Source organism: Pseudomonas sp. FG86, from assembly GCF_057808775.1.
The window spans coordinates 1-16,193 of record NZ_JBMDIS010000087.1; the positions used below are offsets into that span (position 1 = coordinate 1).

At 62.2% G+C, this 16,193-nt stretch carries 17 protein-coding genes and 1 tRNA gene; 12 read left to right on the top strand and 6 right to left on the bottom strand.

The features are described 5' to 3' along the window. Positions 1–109 precede the first annotated feature (109 nt). The 4 genes from ACODSV_RS30405 to ACODSV_RS30420 all read right to left on the bottom strand — a co-directional run bounded on the left by ACODSV_RS30405 (position 110) and on the right by ACODSV_RS30420 (position 4,792). Positions 110–514: an META domain-containing protein gene (locus ACODSV_RS30405; protein WP_024076140.1), complete on the bottom strand. Its 405-nt coding sequence runs from the start codon at positions 512–514 to the stop codon at positions 110–112. Further along, complete coding sequence (locus ACODSV_RS30410) at positions 511–951, bottom strand: hypothetical protein (protein ID WP_024076139.1); 441 nt, start codon at positions 949–951, stop codon at positions 511–513. Before ACODSV_RS30410 ends, ACODSV_RS30405 begins: the two co-directional genes overlap by 4 nt. A 71-nt stretch (positions 952–1,022) precedes the next feature. Further along, on the bottom strand, positions 1,023–2,012 hold the full coding sequence (locus ACODSV_RS30415; RefSeq protein WP_024076138.1) for a 2-hydroxyacid dehydrogenase: 990 nt from the start codon (positions 2,010–2,012) through the stop codon (positions 1,023–1,025). A gap of 26 nt (positions 2,013–2,038) precedes the next feature. Next, positions 2,039–4,792, bottom strand: coding sequence for a response regulator (locus ACODSV_RS30420; protein ID WP_069076500.1), 2,754 nt, complete (start codon positions 4,790–4,792; stop codon positions 2,039–2,041). A gap of 206 nt (positions 4,793–4,998) precedes the next feature. On the opposite strand from ACODSV_RS30420, the gene ACODSV_RS30425 reads away from it, so the two are divergent. Together ACODSV_RS30425 and ACODSV_RS30430 are read left to right on the top strand one after the other, a co-directional pair. Continuing rightward, the gene (locus ACODSV_RS30425; RefSeq protein WP_102625480.1) at positions 4,999–5,727 is read left to right on the top strand and encodes a response regulator transcription factor; all 729 of its coding nucleotides are present in this window, start codon (positions 4,999–5,001) and stop codon (positions 5,725–5,727) included. Then, on the top strand, positions 5,714–7,090 hold the full coding sequence (locus ACODSV_RS30430) for a sensor histidine kinase (protein WP_150055036.1): 1,377 nt from the start codon (positions 5,714–5,716) through the stop codon (positions 7,088–7,090). The genes ACODSV_RS30425 and ACODSV_RS30430 overlap by 14 nt, the downstream gene beginning before the upstream one ends. Here the strand turns inward: ACODSV_RS30430 and ACODSV_RS30435 are convergent. After that, positions 7,087–7,602 (bottom strand): DUF2062 domain-containing protein, encoded by a 516-nt coding sequence (locus ACODSV_RS30435; protein WP_024076134.1) that lies wholly within the window; start codon positions 7,600–7,602, stop codon positions 7,087–7,089. The two genes, ACODSV_RS30430 and ACODSV_RS30435, sit on opposite strands and share 4 nt — an antisense overlap. A 135-nt stretch (positions 7,603–7,737) precedes the next feature. On the opposite strand from ACODSV_RS30435, the gene ACODSV_RS30440 reads away from it, so the two are divergent. From ACODSV_RS30440 to murB, 8 genes are all read left to right on the top strand, one after another. Continuing rightward, positions 7,738–9,963 (top strand): DNA internalization-related competence protein ComEC/Rec2, encoded by a 2,226-nt coding sequence (locus ACODSV_RS30440; RefSeq protein ID WP_150055035.1) that lies wholly within the window; start codon positions 7,738–7,740, stop codon positions 9,961–9,963. 109 nt (positions 9,964–10,072) lie between these two features. Continuing rightward, a complete protein-coding gene (locus tag ACODSV_RS30445; RefSeq protein ID WP_024076132.1) occupies positions 10,073–10,708 on the top strand; it encodes a MotA/TolQ/ExbB proton channel family protein in 636 nt (211 codons plus the stop codon). Beyond that, positions 10,705–11,133 carry an ExbD/TolR family protein gene (locus tag ACODSV_RS30450; protein ID WP_024076131.1) on the top strand — a complete coding sequence of 143 codons (429 nt, stop codon included), beginning with the start codon at positions 10,705–10,707 and terminating at the stop codon, positions 11,131–11,133. Before ACODSV_RS30445 ends, ACODSV_RS30450 begins: the two co-directional genes overlap by 4 nt. Further along, entirely contained in the window at positions 11,133–12,143 is a 1,011-nt protein-coding gene (gene lpxK / locus ACODSV_RS30455; protein ID WP_150055034.1) for a tetraacyldisaccharide 4'-kinase, read from the top strand. Before ACODSV_RS30450 ends, lpxK begins: the two co-directional genes overlap by 1 nt. Positions 12,144–12,167: 24 nt before the next feature. Then, positions 12,168–12,353 (top strand): Trm112 family protein, encoded by a 186-nt coding sequence (locus ACODSV_RS30460; RefSeq protein ID WP_003174668.1) that lies wholly within the window; start codon positions 12,168–12,170, stop codon positions 12,351–12,353. Next, a complete protein-coding gene (gene kdsB, locus ACODSV_RS30465) occupies positions 12,350–13,114 on the top strand; it encodes a 3-deoxy-manno-octulosonate cytidylyltransferase (RefSeq protein WP_024076129.1) in 765 nt (254 codons plus the stop codon). Before ACODSV_RS30460 ends, kdsB begins: the two co-directional genes overlap by 4 nt. Further along, entirely contained in the window at positions 13,114–13,578 is a 465-nt protein-coding gene (locus tag ACODSV_RS30470; protein WP_024076128.1) for a low molecular weight protein-tyrosine-phosphatase, read from the top strand. The genes kdsB and ACODSV_RS30470 overlap by 1 nt, the downstream gene beginning before the upstream one ends. After that, positions 13,575–14,594: a UDP-N-acetylmuramate dehydrogenase gene (gene murB, locus ACODSV_RS30475; RefSeq protein WP_150055033.1), complete on the top strand. Its 1,020-nt coding sequence runs from the start codon at positions 13,575–13,577 to the stop codon at positions 14,592–14,594. Before ACODSV_RS30470 ends, murB begins: the two co-directional genes overlap by 4 nt. A 74-nt stretch (positions 14,595–14,668) precedes the next feature. On the opposite strand, the gene ACODSV_RS30480 is transcribed toward murB, so the two are convergent. Continuing rightward, entirely contained in the window at positions 14,669–15,340 is a 672-nt protein-coding gene (locus tag ACODSV_RS30480; protein WP_010209655.1) for a Bax inhibitor-1/YccA family protein, read from the bottom strand. A gap of 152 nt (positions 15,341–15,492) precedes the next feature. On the opposite strand from ACODSV_RS30480, the gene ACODSV_RS30485 reads away from it, so the two are divergent. Together ACODSV_RS30485 and ACODSV_RS30490 are read left to right on the top strand one after the other, a co-directional pair. Beyond that, positions 15,493–15,583 (top strand) — tRNA-Ser (locus tag ACODSV_RS30485). A gap of 108 nt (positions 15,584–15,691) precedes the next feature. Then, positions 15,692–16,189 carry a hypothetical protein gene (locus ACODSV_RS30490; protein ID WP_223817845.1) on the top strand — a complete coding sequence of 166 codons (498 nt, stop codon included), beginning with the start codon at positions 15,692–15,694 and terminating at the stop codon, positions 16,187–16,189. Positions 16,190–16,193 lie beyond the last annotated feature (4 nt).

The window sequence follows — 16,193 nt, forward strand, 5'->3', positions numbered from 1 at the left end:
CGAGCAAGAACTAGGCGTCCCCCTCGCTCCTACAAAAAAGCCTTAACTGACTGGCGTTCGGGCTTGCCCCCTCCCACATTTGGATCCCATCAATCCATAGATTGGGGATTCAACCCTCTTCGAGCCACAGGCGAATGGGCTTGCCTTCGGCCGGCCAGAAGCGGGTCTGTTCGATCGGCGAGGTATCCCAGCGCTCGACGCCTTGCAGGGCCTGGAAGAAGCGGTGTTCCTGCTCCATCAATGCCTCGGCGCAGAGTTTGCGGGTGCTGCCGAGCTTGCCGAAGCTGAGCTTGTCGCCCTTGACGGTGTACGGCGCGAACCAATGGTTGCAGCCGCCGTTGCCATAGGCACGGCCGTCAGATCCCAGGGTGACGGTGAGGTGGGCGTAATCCATCAGCGGCCGCTCGCCAATCCATTCCACCACGTAGCTGTGATCCTGCTTGAGCTTGGCCGTGTCGCCGGCGCAGCCTGTCAATGCCGTACCGAGGACGGCGAGCAGAAGCGGGCCTTTCATTGCGCAGCCTGCTGGCATTTCGGGCAGCGGTGTTTGTCGCCTTCGTGGGTCCAGCCTAACTCGGCAATGCGCGCGTTGGCGGCCGGCTGCAGCGGCTCCTTGGTCAGCTTGGTTTCCACCGCGAATTCAAACTCCAGCACAGCGTCGCAGCTGTCGCAGTTGACCTTCCAGGTGTGAATCTCCAGCTCGCCGAATTTCGGCCCCTGGGCCATGGCAACCCATTGGCCCGCCGGGCGGATGGAGTAGCGCGCATCACCTTCGACGGTGAGGCGCATCGACAGGGTTTTACTGCCGCGCAGGGTGACGATCAGTACGTCGCCATGCTTGATCGAGCCCCCGTTGCCGGTGACCTGGTAACGGCCCGGCACCAAGGCGCGGCATTCGATCAGGGTGTGTTGCGGGCTCAGCAAGCTGAAGCGGAAATCGTGTTCGGCCATGGATCCTCCAAATAGGCGCGGCATCCTATCACGGGTGCCGCTCGATCATGAGCCGGGTATGTGACCGCTGATCATCCCTCGACCAGGTTTTGTGCCCGGCCGTCGGCCCATGCCGCGATATTGGCCAGGGTGGTGCCGGCGATCGCCGCCAGCGCTTCACGGGTGAGGAAGGCCTGGTGCGCGGTGATGATTACATTGGGGAAGGTCAGCAGGCGGGCGAGGACGTCGTCCTGCAAGGGCAGGTCCGAGCGGTCCTCGAAAAACAGTTGGGCCTCTTCCTCGTACACGTCCAGCCCCAGATAGCCGAGTTGGCCCTCCTTAAGCGCTTCGATCAGCGCCGGGGTGTCCACCAGGCCGCCTCGTCCGGTATTGATCAGCATCGCACCGGGTTGCATCTGCGCCAGGGAACGGGCGTTGATCAGGTGTTTGCTGTCGGCTGTCAGCGGGCAATGCAGGCTGATGATCTGCGCCTGGGCCAGCAGCTCGGGCAGGCTCACATAGCGAGCGCCAAGAGCCAGGACGTGCGGGTTAGGGAAGGGGTCGTAGGCCAGCAGTGTGCAGCCGAAACCGGCCATGATTTTCGCGAACGTCGCGCCGATCTGCCCGGTGCCGACCACGCCCACCGTCTTGCCCACCAGATCGAAGCCCGTCAGGCCGTGCAGGCTGAAATCGCCGTCGCGGGTGCGGTTGTAAGCGCGGTGCAGGCGGCGGTTGAGGGCGAGGATCAATGCCACGGCGTGTTCGGCCACGGCGTGAGGCGAGTAGGCGGGGACGCGCACGATGGTCAGCCCCAGGCGTTTGGCGGCGGCCAGGTCGACATGGTTATAGCCGGCCGAACGCAGGGCGATCAGGCGCGTGCCGCCGCGGGCCAAGTGTTCCAGCACCGGGGCGCTGAGATCGTCGTTGATGAAGGCGCAGACCACTTCGTGGTGTTCGGCCAGGGCGACGGTGTCGAGGTTGAGGCGGGCCGGCTGGAATTGCAGTTCCAGGCCCGCGGGCAAGGGCTCACCGAGAAAACTGTCGCGGTCGTAGGCCTGGCTGCTGAAAAGGATGATGCGCATTGAATAGCTCCCTGCATTAAGGTGGATCAGACACTGACCCGCGCTTCACTGGCCAGTCGTGCAATGGCCATGTCCAGTTCGTCCAGCGCGGCCACGGCCTTGGCATCGTCCTGCTTGAGCAGGGTTTCGGCACGTTGGCAGGCAGCACGCAGTTGCGGCACGCCGCAGTAGCGCGTGGCGCCATGCAGGCGGTGGACGCGCTCGATCAAGGCATGGTTGTCGTTGGCCTCGCGGGCAACGGTGATGGCCAGGCGGTCGGCTTCCAGGGATGCCAGCAGCATCGCGAGCATATCCGCCGCCAAGTCAGTCTTGCCGGCGGCCAGGCGCAAGCCTTCCTCGTGATCGAGCACCAGCAGTTGCACGCCGGGCCCCAGATTGTCGGACGAGCGCTCCGGCCCCTGGTTGCGCAGGGCCAGGCCGGTCCACTTCAACACCACCTGGGCCAGTTGCCGCTCGCTGATGGGCTTGGTCAGGTAGTCGTCCATGCCGCTTTGCAGCAGGGCGCGTTTTTCATTGGCCATGGCGTGGGCCGTGAGGGCCACCACCGGCAGGGGCGTGCCATTGCGCTCGCTTTCCCATTGGCGAATCGCCTCGGTGCTCTGGCGACCATCCATGCCCGGCATTTGGACGTCCATCAATACCAGGTCGAAGGTTTCCTGCTTGACCGCCTCGATGGCCGCGTAACCGCTTTCTACCGCCTGGACCTTGGCACCCATGTCTTCCAGCAGGGTTTGCACCAGCAACAGGTTGGCCGGATTGTCGTCCACGCATAACACACGAGGTGCGCGGCTGGACAACGGCTCGCCCGGCTCGCTACGCGATGGGCGCGGGCTGATCAGGTCGGCCAGCGCGCGGCGTAGCTTGCGCGTACAGGCCGGCTTGGCCTGCAACTGGCTGTTAGGGTTGGGCACCGACTGGTTGAATAGCATTTGCTCGGTGGTCGGGCACAGCACCAGGACTTTGCAGCCCAGGTGTTCGAGGTCCCACAGGTGCTGGTTGAGACGCTCGGGCGGAATGTCATTGGCGGTGACGCCGAGCACGGCGAGGTCGATCGCCTGTTCGGTCTGGTGGGCGCTGGTGATGCCGTTGGTCAAGCTTTCCAGGGTATTGAACGGGGTGACTTCCAGGCCGCAGTCTTCCAATTGATGTTGCAGGGCCTGGCGCGCCAGTTCGTGGTTTTCCAGGACCGCCACGCGATGGCCGAGCAACGGCGCACAGGGCAGGTCTTCGACGTCATCGCGGGTCTTGGGCAGGTTCAGGCTGATCCAGAACTCCGAGCCTTCGCCCGGTGTGCTGTCGACGCCGATTTCACCGCCCATCTGCTCGATCAGGCGCTTGGAGATCACCAGGCCCAGGCCGGTGCCGCCGGGCTGGCGCGACAGTGAGTTGTCCGCCTGGCTGAACGCCTGGAACAGTGCGCGCACATCCTGGTTGGACAAGCCAATACCGGTGTCCTGCACGCTGATGCGCAGTTGTACGCTGTCTTCCTGTTCGTCCTCGATCATCGCGCGGGCAACGATGGTGCCTTCACGGGTGAACTTGATCGCATTGCTGATCAGGTTGGTCAGGATCTGCTTGAGGCGCAGCGGGTCGCCGACCAGCGCCAGCGGGGTGTCGCGGTACACCAGGCTCACCAATTCCAACTGCTTGGCATGGGCGGCAGGGGCGAGGATGGTCAGGGTGTCTTGCAGCAGGTCGCGCAGGTTGAAGGGCACGCTGTCGAGGACCAGCTTGCCGGCCTCGATTTTCGAGAAGTCGAGGATTTCGTTGATGATGCCCAACAGGTTGTCGGCAGATTTTTCGATGGTGCCCAGGTAGTCCAACTGGCGTGGGGTCAGTTCGCTTTTTTGCAGCAGGTGGGTGAAACCGAGGATGCCGTTGAGCGGGGTACGGATTTCATGGCTCATATTGGCCAGGAACTCCGACTTGATACGGCTGGCCTCCAGGGCTTCCTTGCGTGCCAGGTCCAGCTCGATGTTCTGGATCTCGATGGTTTCCAGGTTTTGGCGCACGTCTTCGGTCGCCTGGTCGATGCTGTGCTGCAATTCTTCCTGGGCGTTCTGCAGGGTCTCGGCCATGCGGTTGATGCCTGAGGCGAGCTGGTCCAGCTCCTGGCTGCCCAGCGGCGGCAGGCGCGTTTCCAGGTTGCCGTCCTTGAGCTGGGCGACGGCTTGCTTGATCTGGCCAATCGGCGAGTTGATGGTACGACTGATACGCAGCGCCAGGGCGGCAGTGCAGATCAAGCCGATAGCGATCAACAGCAGGCTGGCGAACAGGCTGCGATAGCCACGCAGCAACATGCCGTTGTGGGACAGTTCCACCTCGACCCAGCCCAGCAGGCGGTCGGATTCATCGGGGATCAGGTCGCCCGCCAGGTTGCGATGACGGCCAAACACCGGCAGCAGATAGCGGGTGGCGTCGTTGCCGGTGCGCTGCAACAGGTGGGAACTGTTGCCGGTCGGCGGCTGGTTGAGCATGGTCGGCCCGGCGTGGGCCAGGGACACGCGATCCGGCGCTAGGAAGGACACGGCGCGTACGTCGGGCTGTTCCAGGGATTGGGTGGCGATGCGTTCCAGCAGGTCGGTGTTCTTGTTGCTCAGGGCCGGCGCGACCAGCGGTGCCAACTGTTCGGCGATCATTTCGCCGCGTTGCAGTAATTGGGTTTGCAGCTCAGAAAGTTGCATCCAGGTGAAATAGCCCCCCAGCAACAAGGCCATCAGGCTGGTCGGTAACAAGGTCAGCAACAGTACGCGGCCTTTTATCCCCATTCTTCTAAGCACGCCACTCTCCTGCTTCCACACTGAAATCAATTGTCCCGCGCGGGCATCCGGCCCGCGCCACGTGCGCAGTGTAGCCATTTGCGCGGCCTGGAATCTTGCAAATTAATGATACATCGCAGTCTTCAGGCCATTTCGCGCCGCTCGGCGATTGCCTGGGGCGGGGTAATCTTGAATAATTAGTATTTGAGAATGACTTGCAGACGCTAATGAATCCCGCGGCAGTTAGCCTACCCAATATCCTGACCATCGAAGATGACCCTGTGCTCGGTGCCTACGTCCACGAGCATTTGGGGCGCTGCGGGTTTCAGGTCACTTGGTGCCAGAACGGCCAGCAAGGCTTGCAACTGGCGCGTAGCCAAGTGTTCGACGTGGTGTTGATGGATATTTTGCTGCCGGGGCTGGATGGCTTGTCGATCCTCACGCACTTGCGCCAGCATCACGCGACGCCGGTCATCCTGATGTCTGCCTTGGGCGCCGAGGCTGACCGCATCAACGGCTTTCGCCTGGGCGCGGACGATTACCTGCCCAAGCCGTTCAGCATGATTGAACTGCGGGTGCGCATCGAAGCCATCCTGCGCCGCGTGGCCTTGGACCGTCGGCCGTTGCCGACGCAGCAAGCGATGCGCGACGACGCACGCACCCTGCGCTTTGATGATGAGCTGTGCGATGTCGTCTATCAGGCGCAGTGGGCCGGACTGACCCGCAGTGAATACCGTCTGTTGGAAACCCTGCACCGCAACGGGGAAGAGGTCCTGAGCAAGGCCTTCCTTTATCAACATGTGTTGCAGCGCGGCTATGCACCCCACGACCGCAGCCTCGATATGCACATCAGCCAGATGCGTCGCAAGCTCAAGGCCATCGGCTACAGCGAGCGCGAAGTGCGCACGGTGTGGGGCAAGGGTTATGTACTGAGCGGTCACGATGAAGCTGTTTGAACGGCCATTGCAGCGGCTTCCGGGCAAGCATTCGATATTCTGGAAGCTGGCGTGCCTGCTGATTGCTTTCTGCTTGCTGATGATCTGGCTCAGTTGGTCGTGGGGCCGGTACATGGAGGAGCAGAACGCCTTCCTGGCGGACAAGTCCCGCGAGATTCTCAGGGGCTACGCGGCGGGTGCCGAGTTGGCCTTCAGCACCCAGGGGCGTGCCGGCGTGGATGCTTGGCTGCAATTGATGGCAACGCGTGAAAGCACTTGGGTCGGCGTGATCGGCAATGACCTGCAGTCGCTCAGCAGCGCGCCACTGAACGATAAGGAAAGCCAGCGCCTGACTTTTTTGCGCGGCCTGGATTGGCCGGTCAGCCGCCATGTCAAAGGCTTGCCCTGGATGAAGGTGCCGTTTCCCGTCGACCCCAGCGTCGGCTCGCTGGTCATCGAACTGCCCCAACGCTTTATGCCGGGGCAATACCAGCTGTTCTGGCGGGTGGTGACCAATGGCATGATCCCAGGCCTGTTTACCCTGTTGCTGTGCATCGGCCTTTATCGGCTGCTGATCATGCCTCTCAACCAGCTGCGCGAGCAGGCCAACGCCTGGCGTGCCGATCAATTGAATACCCGTCTGTCCCACGATGCCACCAGTCGCCAGGATGAACTCGGCGAATTGGGGCGCGCCTTTGACCAGATGTCCGAGCGCCTGCAAGGCACAGTGGTGGTGCAACGGCAACTGCTGCGGGACATGTCCCATGAACTGCGCACGCCGTTAAGCCGTTTGCGGGTGGCCTGTGACAGTGAGCGAGACCTGACGCAACTGCGTGAGCGGCTGGGACGGGAGATCGATGCCATGCAACGCCTGGTGGATGACAGCCTGCAACTGGCCTGGCTGGATACCGAGCGGGCGCCGCTGCCGGTGGAAAACATCCAGGTGCAAGCGCTGTGGGACATGCTCAGCGAGAACGCCTGTTTTGAAAGCGACTGGCCAGCCACGCGCCTGCCGTGCGTGGTCGGGGCTGATTGCTGGGTGCGCGGCAACCTGAATGCCTTGGCCCAGGCGCTGGAAAATATCCTGCGCAACGCCATACGACATTCCCCTGTGGGCGGGATTGTGTGGCTTGATGGACGCCGTGATGGCGAGCACTGGCACCTGTGGCTGGAAGATCAGGGCGGGGGAATTGATGAGGGCGATCTGGAACGGATTTTTGCGCCGTTCACCCGGCTGGAGGGTTCACGCCCCGGCGACGGCGGCTTCGGACTGGGCTTGAGCATCGCGCGCAATGCCGTGCAACGCCAGGGCGGCAGCCTCTGGGCGGAAAACGCCGGGCAGGGCTTGCGCGTGCACCTGCGGTTGCCGGCCCGCGCGGATTAACCGCGGCGCTGTTTGCGTTTCTTCCATTGGTGCGCGACCCACCAGCGCCAGTAAATCATGGTCAGGCAATAGGCCAGCGCACCCAATACCAGGCCCAACACCACCGAACCCAGCAGGAACGGCTGCCACAGCGTGCTCAGCTGACCGCTGATCCATTCCCAGGTCAGGTCATCGGGCAGGCTGCGCGGCGGCACATTCATCAGCCAGGCGCCGGTCATGTAGGTACAAAAGAACACCACCGGCATGGTGATCGGGTTGGTCAGCCACACCAGGCTGATGGCAATGGGCATATTGCCGCGCACCGCGATTGCCAGCACCGCAGCCAGCAGCATCTGCAAGGGGATCGGGATAAACGCCGCGAACAAGCCCACGGCCATGGCACGCGCCACCGAGTGTCGGTTCAGGTGCCAGAGGTTCGGGTCATGCAGCAAGGTGCCAAGAAACTGTAATGACTTGTGTTCCCTGATACTGGTGGGGTCGGGCATGTACCGTTTGAATAAGCGCCGGGGCATAAGGGGTCCAGGTCAGTTCGAGGGGCAAGTATGCCCGCATTCTATAAACAGAAAATTCAGACTTTGTGACAAAACATCATAGGCGTTGCTCGGTGTCCGGCTAAGACTGAGTGGATCACTTGGAAGGGATGATTCATGAAGACAGGGATGTTCGCGCTCGCGCTGGGGCTGCTCGCCTTGCGTTTTTTACCCGCGTTGCCGCCTGCCGCGGGGGTGTTGGCCATGTGCGTGCTGGCGTTGATGCTGCTGCCGTTTCGCAGCCACCCACTGGCGTTCTTTCTGCTGGGCTTGAGTTGGGCGTGCATCAGCGCGCAGTGGGCGCTGGATGACCGCCTGCAACCGGCGCTCGATGGCCAGACGCGCTGGGTGGAGGGCCGGGTGACCGGGTTGCCGCAGCAGACCAGCACGGGCGTGCGTTTCGAACTGACCGACGGCCGGTCCCCCAAGGCGCGTTTACCCAAGCGTATTCGCGTGGCCTGGCATGGCGGGCCACCGGTGCGCAGTGGGGAGCGCTGGCGCTTGGCCGTGACGCTCAAGCGGCCATCCGGCGTGCTCAACTTCCATGGCTTTGATCATGAGGCCTGGCTGTTGGCCCAGCGCATCGGTGCCACCGGCTCGGTGAAAGACGGTGAGCGTTTGGCGCCGGCGCGCAACGCTTGGCGCGACGCGGTCCGCCAACGACTGATGGCGGTGGATGCCCAAGGCCGCGAGGCCGGGCTGGCCGCCTTGGTGCTGGGCGATGGCTCGGGGCTGGCCGCCGAGGATTGGCGTGTGTTGCAGGACACCGGTACGGTGCACCTGCTGGTGATATCCGGCCAGCATATTGGCTTGCTGGCGGGGTTGATCTATGGGCTGGTCACACTGCTGGCGCGCTACGGTTGCTGGCCCCCCGCCTGGCCGTGGCTGCCTTGGGCGTGTGGCCTGGCATTTGCTGCCGCGCTGGGCTACGGCCTGCTGGCGGGGTTCGGAGTGCCGGTGCAAAGGGCCTGCGTGATGGTGGGGCTGGTATTGCTGTGGCGTTTGCGTTTTCGCCATTTGGGCGCCTGGTGGCCATTGTTACTGGCATTTAATGGCGTGCTGATCCTTGAGCCTTTGGCCAGCCTGCAGCCGGGGTTCTGGTTGTCGTTCGCGGCCGTCGCGGTATTGGTGCTGGCATTCGGTGGGCGTTTGGGACCGTGGAGCGCTTGGCAAGCCTGGACCCGTCCCCAGTGGTTGATCGCGATCGGCCTGTTTCCGCTGTTGCTGGTGCTGGGGTTGCCCATTAGCCTCAGCGCGCCGGTGGCTAACCTGCTTGCCGTGCCATGGATCAGCCTGGTGGTGTTGCCTTTGGCATTGTTGGGCACTGTGCTGCTGGCGGTGCCCTTTGTGGGGGAGGGGGTGTTATGGCTGGCGGGTGGGGCGCTGGATGGGTTGTTTCGCGCCTTGGCGCTGCTGGCCGGGCACCTCCCGGCGTGGATACCGGCCGAGGTGCCGATGGGCTATTGGCTGGTGAGCGTCGCGGGTGCGGTGTTATTGCTGTTGCCCAGGGGCGTACCGTTACGACTGCTGGGTTGGCCGATGCTGTTGTTGGCGGTGTTTCCACCGCGCGAGCCGGTGCCCCATGGGCAGGTTGAGGTGGTGCAACTGGATGTCGGTCAGGGGCAGGCGCTGGTGCTGCGCACCCGTCATCACACCTTGCTCTACGATGCGGGCCCGCGCTCGGGGGAAGTCGATCTTGGCGCGCGCGTGGTATTGCCGTCATTGAAAAAGCTCGGGGTGGAGGCGTTGGACATGATGCTGCTCAGTCACGCCGATGCGGACCATGCCGGTGGTGCGGCGGCTATTGCCCGTGGGCTGCCGATCAGACGGGTAGTAGGCGGCGAAACACGGGGCTTGCCAGCGTTTCTCGGCACTGAACCCTGTGTCAGCGGTGAACAGTGGGAGTGGGATGGGGTGTCATTTGAACTGTGGCAGTGGCCAGATGCTATTAGTGGTAACCCGAAATCCTGTGTATTACAGGTCCAGGCCAAAGGTGAGCGCTTGTTGCTCACGGGGGATATTGATCGCGCCGCCGAGCGGGCTTTTCTTGCCTCGCCCTTGGCTGTGCGGACCGATTGGTTGCAGGCGCCCCATCACGGTAGCCGCAGTTCTTCGTCCTGGCCCTTTGTGCAGCGGTTGGCGCCCACGGCGGTGTTGATTTCCAGGGGGCGAGGCAACGCGTTCGGCCACCCCCACCCACAGGTGATGGAGCGCTACCGGGCACTGGGCACCCAGGTTTATGACAGTGCTGAACAAGGGGCTGTGCGTGTGCAATTGGGGGCGTTCCTGCCACCGACTGTTGCGCGCAGTCAACGCCGTTTCTGGCGCGAAGCGTTACCGTAATTCTGCGTTACCAAAGACCGGAGCCCGCGAGCGGCGGGTATGTGGCCGACGAACCCTGCTGCCGAACCTATATGGTAAAGTGGCGCACTTTTTCGAGGGGACATTCACTGTGTGGGAATTGGTCAAATCCGGCGGCTGGATGATGTTGCCGATCATCATGAGTTCTATCGCCGCACTCGGCATCGTTGCCGAACGCCTGTGGACCCTGCGCGCCAGTCGCGTCACCCCGGAGCATCTGCTGGGGCAGGTCTGGGGCTGGATCAAGAACAAGCAACTGGACAAGCAAAAGCTCAAGGAGCTGCGCGCCCATTCACCGTTGGGTGAAATTCTCGCCGCCGGCCTGGCCAACTCCAAGCATGGTCGCGAGATCATGAAGGAATGCATTGAAGAAGCGGCTGCCCGCGTCATCCATGAGCTGGAGCGCTACATCAACGCCCTGGGTACCATCGCGGCCATGGCGCCGTTGCTCGGCCTGTTGGGCACGGTGTTGGGCATGATCGATATCTTCAGCGCCTTCACGGGCTCCGGCATGACCACCAACGCCGCCGTGCTGGCCGGCGGTATTTCCAAGGCATTGATCACCACGGCTGCGGGCCTGATGGTCGGTATTCCCTCGGTGTTCTTCCATCGCTTCCTGCAGCGCCGCATCGATGAACTGGTGGTGGGCATGGAGCAGGAAGCCATCAAGCTGGTGGAAGTGGTGCAGGGTGACCGAGATGTGGACCTGGTCGAGGGCAAAGCGTGAAATTTCGCCGCAAGCAACGGGAAAATGTCGATATCAACCTCGCGTCGCTGATTGACGTGGTGTTTATCCTGCTGCTGTTTTTTGTCGTCACCACTACCTTCACCCGACAGACCGAGCTGCGCGTCGACTTGCCGGAAGCAGTGAGCGGGTCACCGGCCGAGGACCAGGAGGTCAAGCAATTGGACATCGCCATCAGCGCCGACGGGGTGTTTTCGGTTAACAACCAGTTGCTGGAAAAAAACGACCTCAATAGCCTGATGGAGGCCTTGCAGAAGGAATCCGGTGGCGACACCAAGATGCCCCTGTCCATCAGTGCCGATGGCAAGACCCAGCATCAAGCCGTGATCACCGCGATGGATGCCGCCGGCAAGCTGGGTTTCAGCCATCTGCGCATGTCCACGGTCGAGGCGGCGAGCCAACCCTGATGGCCATGTCCGATCGTTTGCTCAAGGCATGGTACGAAGGTCATCCGGCGCTCGCGCTGTTGCGGCCGCTGGAGTGTCTGTATCGCCGGGTGGTGCAGCGCAAGCGTGCGCGTTTCGTGGCGGGCGAGTGCGACATCTATCAATCGCCGGTGCCTGTGGTTGTGGTCGGTAATATCACCGTAGGAGGCACTGGCAAGACGCCGTTGATCCTATGGTTGATCGAGCATTGCCGGCGCAGTGGCTTGCGTGTGGGGGTGGTCAGTCGTGGGTATGGCGCCAAGCCGCCGCAGTTGCCATGGCGCGTCGAGGCCAACCAAAGCGCCGCAGTGGCCGGCGACGAGCCCTTGCTGATCGTGCAGCGCAGCGGTGTAGCACTGATGATCGATCCCGATCGCAGTCGCGCAGTGAAGGCCTTGCTGGCCAGTGACAACCTCGACCTGATCCTCTCTGACGACGGCCTGCAGCATTACCGCCTGGCCCGCGACCTTGAACTGGTGCTGATTGACGCCGCGCGCGGCTTGGGCAATCGCCGTTGCCTGCCGGCCGGGCCATTACGCGAGCCGGTGGAGCGCCTGCAGAGCGTTGATGCGCTGCTCTACAATGGTGCCACTACGGACCGCGAAGACGGTTTTGCCTTTCGTCTGCTGCCCACCACCCTGGTCAATCTGCACAGCGGCGAGCACCAGCCGGTCGATCATTTCCCGATGGACCAGCAGGTGCATGCGGTCGCTGGCATCGGCAACCCGCAACGTTTCTTCAACACCCTCGAGACGCTACACTGGCGTCCAATACCCCATGCTTTCGCCGACCACGCGCCCTACAGCGCCGAAGTCCTGAATTTCACGCCGTCATTACCACTGGTCATGACCGAGAAGGACGCGGTGAAGTGCCGCGCCTTTGCCCGGCCAGACTGGTGGTACCTTGCGGTGGATGCGGTACCGTCGCCGGCGTTTGTCGCTTGGTTCGACACGCAGTTGATGCGCCTGTTACCCGACCGCCTCTTGCCTTAAAACGCTTCTTTCCAGGAAACACTCATGGACACCAAACTGCTCGATATCCTCGCTTGCCCGATCTGCAAAGGCCCGCTCAAGCTCAGCGCCGACAAAACCGAGCTGATCAGCAAGGGCGCTGGCCTGGCTTATCCCATCCGTGATGGCATTCCGGTCATGCTGGAAAGCGAAGCTCGCACCCTGACTACCGATGAGCGCCTGGATAAATGACCACCGCCTTTACCGTTGTCATTCCCTCGCGATATGCCTCGACGCGCTTGCCGGGCAAGCCGCTGCAACTGATCGGCGACAAGCCGATGATCCAACTGGTGTGGGAACAGGCCTGCAAGAGCAGCGCCGAGCGAGTCGTGGTGGCGACCGATGACCCGCGCATCATCGAAGCCTGCAAAGGGTTTGGTGCCGAAGCGGTGCTGACCCGCGAAGACCATAATTCCGGCACCGACCGCCTGGCCGAAGTGGCCACCAAGCTTGGCCTGGCGCCCGATGCGATCGTGGTCAACGTGCAAGGCGATGAACCGTTGATTCCACCGCGCGTGATTGACCAGGTGGCCGCCAACCTGGCGGCCCATGGCGAAGCGCGCATGGCGACCCTGGCCGAGCCGATCGAGGACATTGACACGCTGTTCAACCCGAACGTGGTCAAGGTGGTGAGCGATATCAACGGTCTGGCCCTGACATTCAGCCGTTCGACCTTGCCTTGGGCGCGGGACGCGTTCGCCCAGAGTCGCGACGTGTTGCCGGAGGGCGTCCCGTATCGTCGCCATATCGGTATCTACGCCTACCGCGCCGGCTTCCTGCATGACTTCGTCAGTTGGGGCCCGTGCTGGTTGGAAAATACCGAATCCCTGGAGCAATTGCGTGCCTTGTGGCATGGCGTGCGCATCCACGTAGGCGATGCCCTGGAAGCTCCTCCTGCGGGCGTTGACACCCAGGAAGACCTCGAGCGCGTCCGTCGCCTGCTGGGGGCCTGATGGAGGTCCTGTTTGTCTGCCTGGGCAATATCTGCCGCTCGCCCACCGCAGAAGGCGTACTGCGCCATAAGTTGCGCGAAGCCGGGTTGGCCGACCAGGTCGACGTGGCATCTGCGGGGACCGGTGAGTGGCATGTCGGCAACCCGCCGGACCAGCGCAGTCAGCGTGCAGCGCTGCTGCGCGGTTATGACCTGTCGGCCCAGCGCGCCCAGCAGGTCTCTCGTGCCGACTTTGCGCGTTACGACCTGATCCTGGCCATGGACCACAGCAACCTGCGCAACCTCAAAGCGCTGCAGCCAGTGCAGGGCAAGGCGGAGCTGGACTTGTTCCTGCGTCGCTACGACGCCGAGGTGGACGAGGTGCCAGACCCTTATTACGAAGGTGAACAAGGCTTTGAACGGGTCCTGGACCTGATCGAGCGAGCCTGTGACTTATTGGTGATCGAATTGAAGGGGCGGTTATGACCTTGCACGTGCTTACGCAGGTGTCGCTCAAGCCATTCAACAGCTTTGGCATCGATGTGCGCGCCCAATTGTTCGCCGAGGCCCATAGCGACGACGATGTCCGTGAAGCGCTGGCCTACGCTGCTATGCATGCGTTACCGCTGCTGGTGATCGGTGGGGGCAGCAATTTGCTGCTGACCCAGGACATCCCGGCCTTGGTATTGCGCATGGCAACCCAGGGCATTCGCGTGCTGCACGATGATGGCCTGCACGTGGTGGTTGAGGCCGAAGCGGGCGAAGCCTGGCACCCGTTTGTGCTGTGGACCCTCGAACACGGCTTTTGCGGCCTGGAAAACCTCAGCCTGATCCCCGGCACCGTCGGTGCGGCACCGATGCAGAACATCGGCGCCTACGGCGTGGAGATCAAGGATGTGTTTGCCGGCCTCACGGCCCTGGATCGCCAGACCGGCGAGCTGCGGGATTTCAGCCTGCAAGAATGCCAGTTCGCCTACCGCGACAGCCTGTTCAAGCATGAAACCGGGCGCTGGCTGATTCTACGGGTGCGTTTTGCCCTCAGCCGCGCCAGCCACCTGAAACTAGACTACGGTCCAGTGCAGCAGCGCCTGGCCGGGCAGGGGATCACCGAGGCAACCCCGAGCGACGTCAGTCGGGCGATTTGCAGCATTCGTCGGGAAAAACTGCCGGATCCGGCGGAGCTGGGCAATGCGGGTAGTTTCTTCAAGAACCCATTGGTTTCCCCGGCGCTGGCCGAAGAGCTACGGGGCCTTTACCCGGACCTGGTGGCCTACCCCCAGGCGGACGGGCAGATGAAGCTCGCCGCCGGTTGGCTGATCGATAAGGCTGGCTGGAAGGGCTTTCGGGATGGCGACGCAGGTGTACATAAAATGCAGGCGTTGGTGCTGGTCAACTATGGCGGCGCCACAGGGCACGATATAGCGAACCTGGCGCTGCGTATCCAGCGCGATATCGCCGAACGCTTTAACGTCGAGCTGGAAATGGAGCCGAACCAGTACTGAGCATCCACGCCAAGCGCTGGAAACAAAAATGCCCCGCATCTTTCGATACGGGGCATTTTTTATTGCGGGATGAATCAGTCGTCGCGGCTCATGATGCCGAAGATCTGCAACAGGCTGATAAACAGGTTGTAGATCGACACATACAGGCTGATGGTCGCCATGATGTAGTTGCGTTCACCGCCGTGGATGATGGCGCTGGTCTGGAACAGGATGCACACCGACGAGAACAGCACGAACCCTGCGCTGATTGCCAGTTGCAGGCCACTGATCTGGAAGAACATGCCCGCGACCACCGCGGCCAGCAACACGAAGAAGCCCGCGGTGATGAAGCCACCCAGGAAGCTCATGTCCTTGCGGGTAATCAGCACGTAGGCCGACAGACCACCAAATACCAGGGCGGTCATGGCAAACGCCGAGCTGACCACTTCCGCACCGCCGGCCATGCCCAGGTAACGGTTAAGGATCGGGCCGAGGATAAAGCCCATGAAACCGGTCAACGCAAAGGCCGACACCAGGCCCCAGGCCGAGTCACGCAGCTTGTTGGTCAGGAAGAACAGGCCATAGAAACCGATCAACACGACAAAGATATTCGGATAGCCAACACGCATCTGTTGGGCCACGAACGCCATTACGCCGCTGAATGCGAGGGTAAGGGCGAGCAAGCCGTACGTGTTGCGCAAGACGCGGCTGACTTCAAGCTGCTCAGCCTGCGCGTTACCATTCACTGCGTAATTCTGTTCGCGCATGGCGACACTCCTTCAGTTTTGAAACGTTCAGTCGCAAAGATCATAACAGACGCTCTGTAACAAGCGATGGCGAGAGTTTGACAGTGTGTTTCATTCGGGTATTATGGCGCCCGCTGAGACGGGATGGGCTACTATAATCCTGTGACGCACAAGGGAAATTGGCAGAGTGGTTGAATGCACCGGTCTTGAAAACCGGCGAACGTTAATAGCGTTCCCAGGGTTCGAATCCCTGGTTTCCCGCCAAGATTTACACGAAAGCCCCGCGATTGCGGGGCTTTTGCGTTTTCGGGGTTTGGATAGGCAGAGGCGGTTTCTGAGAGGGGTTCCGAAACTTACGGGTATCTGGGGAGCTTGGGCGGTGACGCCCTGGGCGGTGCCATCGGCAAGTCGATGTTTGGCTCTGACGAAAGCAAGAAGGTCATGCCCGTGGCTGGGCCGCTGATGATGAAGGATGCCGGCAAGGACGTCCCGCCAGTGCTGGGGGATATTGCCAAGTCTTTTGCCCCGTCCCGTACGGGGCCGCTGATGTTGGCCAATCCAGGCCAGGGCGCGTTGCCGGCAACGCCAAACGCCCTTAATCAGGGTGATGTTGCGCGCGCCATGATGATGCCCCAGGCCGCCGCAGACGTAACGGCTGGGCCGCTTGCGGCGGCCGTGGTCGCCAAGGTGCAGCCGGCGAAGATTGAGCCCAAGGTGGACATTAGCGCGCCGTTCACGCTGACGGTGCAAGGCGATGTGAAAGACCCGAATGAGCTTGCGGCCCGGTTACAGCCGCTGCTGGAGCAGCATCGGCGGGAAATCGCCCAGCAGCTCGAAAGCCGACAGCTCTACGACGCTCCGCATCTCTAAACCA

What these genes read in the sequence shown, in the direction of transcription:
- ACODSV_RS30410 (WP_024076139.1), bottom strand. Translation starts at nt 951, where the DNA reads ATGGCCGAACACGATTTCCGCTTCAGCTTGCTGAGCCCGCAACACACC.
- ACODSV_RS30405 (WP_024076140.1), bottom strand. Translation starts at nt 514, where the DNA reads ATGAAAGGCCCGCTTCTGCTCGCCGTCCTCGGTACGGCATTGACAGGC.
- ACODSV_RS30435 (WP_024076134.1), bottom strand. Translation starts at nt 7,602, where the DNA reads ATGCCCCGGCGCTTATTCAAACGGTACATGCCCGACCCCACCAGTATC.
- ACODSV_RS30460 (WP_003174668.1), top strand. Translation starts at nt 12,168, where the DNA reads ATGGACACCAAACTGCTCGATATCCTCGCTTGCCCGATCTGCAAAGGC.
- ACODSV_RS30470 (WP_024076128.1), top strand. Translation starts at nt 13,114, where the DNA reads ATGGAGGTCCTGTTTGTCTGCCTGGGCAATATCTGCCGCTCGCCCACC.
- ACODSV_RS30480 (WP_010209655.1), bottom strand. Translation starts at nt 15,340, where the DNA reads ATGCGCGAACAGAATTACGCAGTGAATGGTAACGCGCAGGCTGAGCAG.
- ACODSV_RS30440 (WP_150055035.1), top strand. Translation starts at nt 7,738, where the DNA reads ATGAAGACAGGGATGTTCGCGCTCGCGCTGGGGCTGCTCGCCTTGCGT.
- kdsB (WP_024076129.1), top strand. Translation starts at nt 12,350, where the DNA reads ATGACCACCGCCTTTACCGTTGTCATTCCCTCGCGATATGCCTCGACG.
- ACODSV_RS30430 (WP_150055036.1), top strand. Translation starts at nt 5,714, where the DNA reads ATGAAGCTGTTTGAACGGCCATTGCAGCGGCTTCCGGGCAAGCATTCG.
- lpxK (WP_150055034.1), top strand. Translation starts at nt 11,133, where the DNA reads ATGGCCATGTCCGATCGTTTGCTCAAGGCATGGTACGAAGGTCATCCG.
- murB (WP_150055033.1), top strand. Translation starts at nt 13,575, where the DNA reads ATGACCTTGCACGTGCTTACGCAGGTGTCGCTCAAGCCATTCAACAGC.
- ACODSV_RS30415 (WP_024076138.1), bottom strand. Translation starts at nt 2,012, where the DNA reads ATGCGCATCATCCTTTTCAGCAGCCAGGCCTACGACCGCGACAGTTTT.
- ACODSV_RS30425 (WP_102625480.1), top strand. Translation starts at nt 4,999, where the DNA reads ATGAATCCCGCGGCAGTTAGCCTACCCAATATCCTGACCATCGAAGAT.